The organism is Bacteroidota bacterium (assembly GCA_018816945.1).
Taxonomy (GTDB): Bacteria; Bacteroidota; Bacteroidia; order Bacteroidales.
Genome location: JAHIVC010000055.1, coordinates 86505 through 93347, shown reverse-complemented (window position 1 = coordinate 93347; position 6843 = coordinate 86505). Strand labels below are relative to the sequence as shown.

Annotated in this window: 4 protein-coding genes; all 4 read left to right on the top strand. The window is 34.0% G+C overall.

Going from position 1 to position 6843, the window contains the following annotated elements; translation table 11 throughout:
• The first annotated feature begins 88 nt into the window (after positions 1 to 88).
• The 4 genes from KKG99_08645 (at position 89) to KKG99_08630 (ending at position 6840) form a co-directional block, all read left to right on the top strand.
• Entirely contained in the window at positions 89 to 607 is a 519-nt protein-coding gene (locus KKG99_08645) for an RNA polymerase sigma-70 factor (protein ID MBU1013063.1), read from the top strand.
• 115 nt (positions 608 to 722) lie between these two features.
• A complete protein-coding gene (locus KKG99_08640; protein MBU1013062.1) occupies positions 723 to 1916 on the top strand; it encodes a FecR family protein in 1194 nt (397 codons plus the stop codon).
• A 90-nt stretch (positions 1917 to 2006) separates the two neighbouring features.
• On the top strand, positions 2007 to 5429 hold the full coding sequence (locus tag KKG99_08635; protein ID MBU1013061.1) for a TonB-dependent receptor: 3423 nt from the start codon (positions 2007 to 2009) through the stop codon (positions 5427 to 5429).
• A gap of 4 nt (positions 5430 to 5433) precedes the next feature.
• Positions 5434 to 6840 (top strand): RagB/SusD family nutrient uptake outer membrane protein, encoded by a 1407-nt coding sequence (locus KKG99_08630; protein MBU1013060.1) that lies wholly within the window; start codon positions 5434 to 5436, stop codon positions 6838 to 6840.
• The last annotated feature ends 3 nt before the right edge of the window (positions 6841 to 6843 follow it).

Here is a 6843-nt window from a genome sequence, read left to right as displayed (position 1 = left end):
TATAGTTTGACTTACATTTTTATATATTTGCCTAGTGAACATTAGGCAAGTAAATTCTGGAGATATCTTTTTCAAGATTCAAAATGAAATGCATTTCAAAACTATTTTTGAGGAATACTTTTCATCGCTGTATTACTATGCAGTAAAAATTATTCACAATGACCAAATTGCCGAAGATATCGTACAAGAAATATTTCTGGATTTGTGGAAAAAAAGAGATGAAGTTTATATTAATAAAATCGCAAATTATTTATACACTGCTGTGCGATTTAGGTGCATGAACCATATCCGTCATTACAAAGTTAAAACAGATTTTTCAGAAAAAAGGATAAGGGAGAACGAATATCAGATTGATGATTCAATTATCATGATCGAAGAAGAAATGGTAAAAGAAATCAATAAATTGATAAATTCAATGCCAGGACAACGCAAGAAAGTATTTTTGCATTTTTTGGATGGGTTATCGCAAGATGAAATTGCAAATGAATTGAAAATTAGTGTAAATACCGTAAAGACCCATAAATTAAAAGCCCGCAAGTTTTTGCGCGATCATCTAAAAAACAGTTTATATTTATTGTTGCTTATTAAATTTGATTCATTTTTTTAGAAAGTTTAGAAATATTTCTCTTCCAGTTCACCCTAAATTTAATCTGAACACTTTATATAGAATAGCTATAAAAATCGATTCTTTAGAATTGATAAAAAAATACACATTGATACTAATGAGAAAAATTGATGAAAATCTTGAAATCAGCCAACTTTTGTTGCTGTATTTAAAAGATGAATTGTCTGAATCAGATAAAAAAAAGGTAGATAATTTGTTAAAAGAGGATCAAGACCTAAAAGTGTTATTTCTGAATCTTCAAAAAACTGAATTCTTGGATATGCAGTTTAAAAGACATAGAAGTATAAATCTTGAAGAAAAATGGCTTGTGCAGAAAGTGAAAATGCAGAGAGATAAATTCAGAAAAAAAATATTCTTTTATTCTCGCGTAGCAGCAGCAGTGCTTATCCCTATTTTGACTGCAACATATTTACTTTTAAATTATGAAAGGCCATTTACCGATACTAAATCGGAGTTTATAGCTAAAGTGATTCCCGAAAGTTCAAAAACACAACTTATTGTAGAAAAAGGCCAGATTTATGAATTTGGCGAAAATGAGGTTGTTAATGTTGCAGACAGCAGTATTAAAATTGAAGTGAAGGGGAGATCCCTTATTTACGCTGATGCTGAGAAAATTGAAAATAATCAACAGGTCGAAGAAATACATACCCTGATTGTACCCAGGGGAGGTGAATTTGCCTTAAATCTATCTGACGGATCTAAAATTTGGGTTAATTCAGAAACTACAATAAAATATCCCAAACAGTTTCTTGGCAAAAATAGAGTTGTAGAATTAGTGAGTGGAGAAGCATATTTCGAAATAGCGCTAAATTCTGAACATCCATTTGTTGTGAATACGGAAAAAGGAATGGTTCAGGTTTTAGGAACATCTTTTAATATCCGTTCATACACTGATGAAGAAACGAACTTAACTACTTTAATTAAAGGAAGTGTAAGTTTACGCCATAAGTTCGACTCCGAATCAACTGTGAAATTAAATCCGGGTCAGCAAGGAGTCATCATTGACGTGAATAGAAAAATCAGTGTAAAGAATGTAGATACATCGCCATATATTGCATGGAAGGATGGCTATTACATTTTTAACTCAAATAGTCTGGAGAGCATATTTAATCAATTATCTCGCTGGTATGATTTTAAGGTTGAATTTGAAAATGATTATGTTATGAATATGAAGTTCAGAGGAAATGTAGATAGAAAAGCAGGTATAACACAAATACTGGATTTATTGGAAAAAACCCAAAAAGTAAGCTTTGAATATAGTGGTAAAACAATTCGAGTAAAAAGCATTTAAAATAAAAAGGGATTGCTTGAACCCAACCCCTTTTAAGTAAGTTAACCCGGAGCTTGAACGCCGGATAAATAATAACTAACATTCAAATTTATGAAAAATTTTTTACATGTGAGTTTCCGCGATTCGCGGATAAGGCGAAATTTTTTAATTCTTATGAAACTATCATTAATTCTATCCATGGTTTTGGGGGTCATCAGCGCTCAGGCAAATGGACAAAAAGAAGGCACATTTAGTCTCAAACTTGAGAATGTTTCAATCGAAAATGTGTTTCGGGAAATTGAAAAGAGTAGCAATTATCGTTTTATTTATCAGGTTGATGATCTTAAAGGGTTGAATCAAATCAGCATAGACTTAAAGGATGCCGATATTAATAATGTCCTGACGGAATGCTTGAAAGGCAGTCAATTGGAATCATTGATCGAAAATGAGTATATCATTATTCGAAAATCAATGGAAGTTAAAACTATTAAGGCAATTGAGGTAAGTTTGATTAATATCAAAGGTAAAGTTCTGGATAAGGACGGGATATCATTACCCGGAGCTACAGTTTTGGAAGAAGGTACCTCAAATGGTGTTATTACTGATCAAAATGGTAATTTTTCGTTAAAAGTTACCGGATCGGCTTCCGTTCTTAAAGTTAGTTTTATTGGATTTGAAACTCAATTTATTGAAGTTGGGGATAAAACAGAATTTTCAATTGTTTTAAATCCATCAGCAACCAGTTTAAATGAGGTTATTGTTGTTGGTTACGGAACCAAAGGTAAAAATGAAATCACCGGTTCAACCGTTCAGGTATCTGGTGCTCAGCTTGCACAAATCCCTGTAGCTTCTGTCGATCAGGCATTACAAGGTAAAGTTGCAGGATTAACAATTTCGGCAACATCGGGCACCCCAGGCTCTTTTCAAGATATCCGTATCAGGGGAATGGGTTCGCTTACAGCCGGAAACGATCCTTTATTTGTAATTGATGGAGTTCCTATGATAAGCGGAAGTGTTTCAAATGTCGGCACAACAAGCTGGGGCACAAGTGTTAGAAGCTCCTTGACTTCATTAGCTTCTTTAAATAGTGCCGATATAGAGTCCATAACAATTCTAAAAGATGCATCTGCAACTTCTGCTTATGGAGCCCGTGGATCAAATGGTGTAATTGTTATTACAACTAAAAAAGGTAAAAGTGGCAAAACTCAATTTGATTTTTCAGCCTCTCATGGATTCCAAAATGATGCAACAAAGGGTAGATTGGCATTAAATGGTGCTCAACGGGAAGAATTACTTTTAGAGGCTATCTATAATACTTATGGCCAGGCCAATGGATTTTCGGAAGCGGAAGCATATTCATATGTAGTAGCCAAAAACAAAGATAATCGTACACTTCAGAATTGGGTAAATGCCGGAAGACCATTTGCTGATTGGAATGAAGCAGTTGATAGCAAGAACGCGCCTGTGCAAAATGTATCTTTATCTGCCACAGGAGGAGATGATTTACAATCATTTTATGCTTCTTTCAGTTATAATAAAACTGAAGCAACAGTTATAGGCAATGATTTTAAAAGAGTAACCGGAGTATTAAGCTATGGCCGAAAATTTAGAAATAACCTTACTTTTTCAACAAGAGCAAACGTTTCAAATAATCATCAAACTGGATTTCTTGAAGGAGGTCGACAATTTGCAAATCCTCGAGCAGCAGCTTTCTTTATGTCGCCTTGGATAACACCTTATGATGAAGATGGAAATATTAATATTAGCTATAAGGGAAGCGTTTATTACAATTACTTATATTTAGCTAAACACGATATTACCTATAATGATTTAACCCGTGCTATATCAAACTCTAATATTGAATGGGAAATTGTAAAGAATTTAAAGTTCAAATCCAGGATATCTTTGGATTATGCAATCAGTGAATACAAAGTGTACAGGAACAGGATTCATGGTGATGGTAAGGCATTGAATGGTTCTTCATCTGATCAGATCGAAAGAAATTTTAACTATGTAGCTCAAAACTCTTTAGATTATTTAATGGTTTATAAAGAAAACCATCGTATATCGGTCACAGCATTGTTGGAATACCAAAAAAATAAACAAAATAGGTTAACGGGTTATGGCGAAAATTTCCCGGCAGATGGTTTAACAAATATTGATAATGCTGGTTCTAATTATCAAGCTGGATCTTCATTTTATGATTGGTCTAATTTGTCATACTTAGGAATGGTTAATTATAATTACTTGGGGAGATATATTGCTGACTTCACAATCAGACGCGAGGGTTCTTCAAGATTCGAAGCCGCAAATCGTTATGGTACATTTTGGGCTGCAGGTGCAGCCTGGAATATGAGCCAGGAAAAATTTCTTTCGGATATTGATTGGATCAGTAATTTAAGGGTAAGAGCATCTTATGGTCTTAGCGGTAGTTCGGCAATTGGTATTAACGGATATCAAGCATCTTTGGCTTATGATGCTAATTATATTGGTAATGGCGCAATTTATACTAATCAATATGGAAACAGTGAGTTAACTTGGGAGAAAAATAAAAACTCAGATATTGGTATTGATTTTGGGTTCTTCGATAATGCAATTTCGGGTTCATTTGCATACTTCCATAAAAAAACTTATGATCTATTACAAAATGTTCCTTTATCTCGAAGTACCGGACATTCTTCGTATACAGAGAATGTTGGGGCCATGGTTAATAAAGGTATTGAGTTTATTGTTGCTTTCGATATCCTTAAATCAAAGGATTTGAATATTAATGCATCTTTTAATTTTGCCACCTTGGATAATGAAGTTACTGAATTAGCTTATGACGGAAATGGAGTAGAAATTAGTATTTCTAACAGCATTGACAAGAACAAATCTTCAGTTGGCCATACTGCTTACGAATGGTATATGATAAAATGGGCTGGTGTTGATCCTGCAAACGGATTACCACTTTGGTATGTAAATGGTGTTGATGGTGAAACAACCAGTAATTATAGTATTGCTGCACAAGCTTGGCAGGGAAAAGGCCCTCTCCCAACATATAGTGGAGGTATGAGCTTACATGTTGATTATAAAAATTTCTTTGTTGATGCAAATGCATCATTCCAGGGAGGCAATGCAATATATGAAATGTGGACAAACTTATATATGGTTAATGGCACACAAGCATTATTATCTTTTAATGGTGCCGCTGAGTTAATGAATAGATGGCAAAACCCGGGTGATATTACTGATATTCCTAAAATGGTTTGGAGCAGTGATGGAAATAAATCAGCAAATACCTCTACCAGGTTTTTATATGATGGGGACTATATGAGATTAAAAGATCTGGTTTTTGGATATGATTTTTCCAAGTCAATACTTTCTAAGCTAAAAATTAATGGCCTAAAAGTTTATGTACGAGGTACTAACCTGTTGATATGGGTAAAAGATAAAAGACTAAAATATGATCCGGAAGTAGGCGCAGACGGTTTCACTGGTTTGGAAACTCCCCCGGTAAAATCAATTGTTTTTGGGTTAAATCTAAAATTTTAAAATGATGAAAAAATTTATATATTCAATAATAGCCATCACGCTATTAGTTAGTGTGACTTCTTGTGATAAAGAGTCTCTAGAACCAACTCTAGCGCAGATAAAAGATGTTGCCACAAGTATAAAAACTGTTGATGACCTGCAAGGAATCCTTTTTGGTGCTTACAATAGAATGACTAACTATAATTACTATGGTAGAAATGTAATTATTTATGGTGAAGTACGTTCAGATAACGCTTTCGCAGATGGAAATTCTGCAAGATTAACTACAGTAAGCAATATGGATATGCTTTATACTGATAGTGATGCTTCAGCCACATGGACTCAAATTTATACCGTTATTGCTTCAACTAATGTTATTATAGGAGCTGATCTTGATAAAATTACAGGTGATGCAACAAAAATCGACCACATTATAGGCCAGGCATATGCAATTAGGGCGTTAGCACATTTTGATCTTTTAAGGATATATGGGCAACAACATGTTACAACTGGTCAAAATATAGGTGTACCTTATGTTAAAACCTATAAAGGTTCGAAAGAAACCCTTTTTCCGATACGAAATACTGTTGCTGAATGTAAACAGTTTATCATGGAGGATTTAACAACTGCAACCTCAAAGATGAGTACATCTTTAAATGATAATTCAAAACAATTGATGACTACTTATGGGGCGCAAGCATTAGCTGCAAGAGTAGCTTTATATTTTAAAGATTGGACTACAGCAAAATCAATGGCCAGTATAGTGATTGCTTCAAATAAGTACTCGATCATCGATGCCAATAAGTATGCGGCTTCATGGTCAATTGATGGAAGTGTAAACTCAATTTTTGAATTGGGATATAGTAATATCGATAATGAGTGGATCAACGGATTAGCTAATATATATCGTTATTCTGATTATGGTGATGTTCGTGCATTACCTAATATTCTTACGATATTTGATGATAATGATGTAAGAGGAGGCACTGTTGCCGGAACAGCCATGATCGATTGGGATGCAGTAGCTAATTTTAAATTAAGGAATATTGGTAAGTATCCATCTCGTTCATTTGATGACAATGTTCCTTTGATCCGTTATGAAGAAGTTATTTTGATTTATGCAGAGGCTGCATTAGAAACTGGTGATGCTGCGACAGCATTAATTTATTTAAATATGGTTCCTGCAAAAAGAGGTGCTAATCTTTATACTATTGCTGATAAAGATAATATTTTACTGGAAAGAAGGAAAGAACTATGTTTCGAAGGATTTAGATTTGATGATTTGGCGCGCACTAATTCAGATATTCCTCTATCAGATCCTGTACTCCAAACACATGGGGGACCGGCTTATGGAAGTTATAAATATGCATTTCCAATTCCACAAGTTGAGATGTTAGCAAATTCAAATATGGTTCAAAACTATGGATATTAAAAT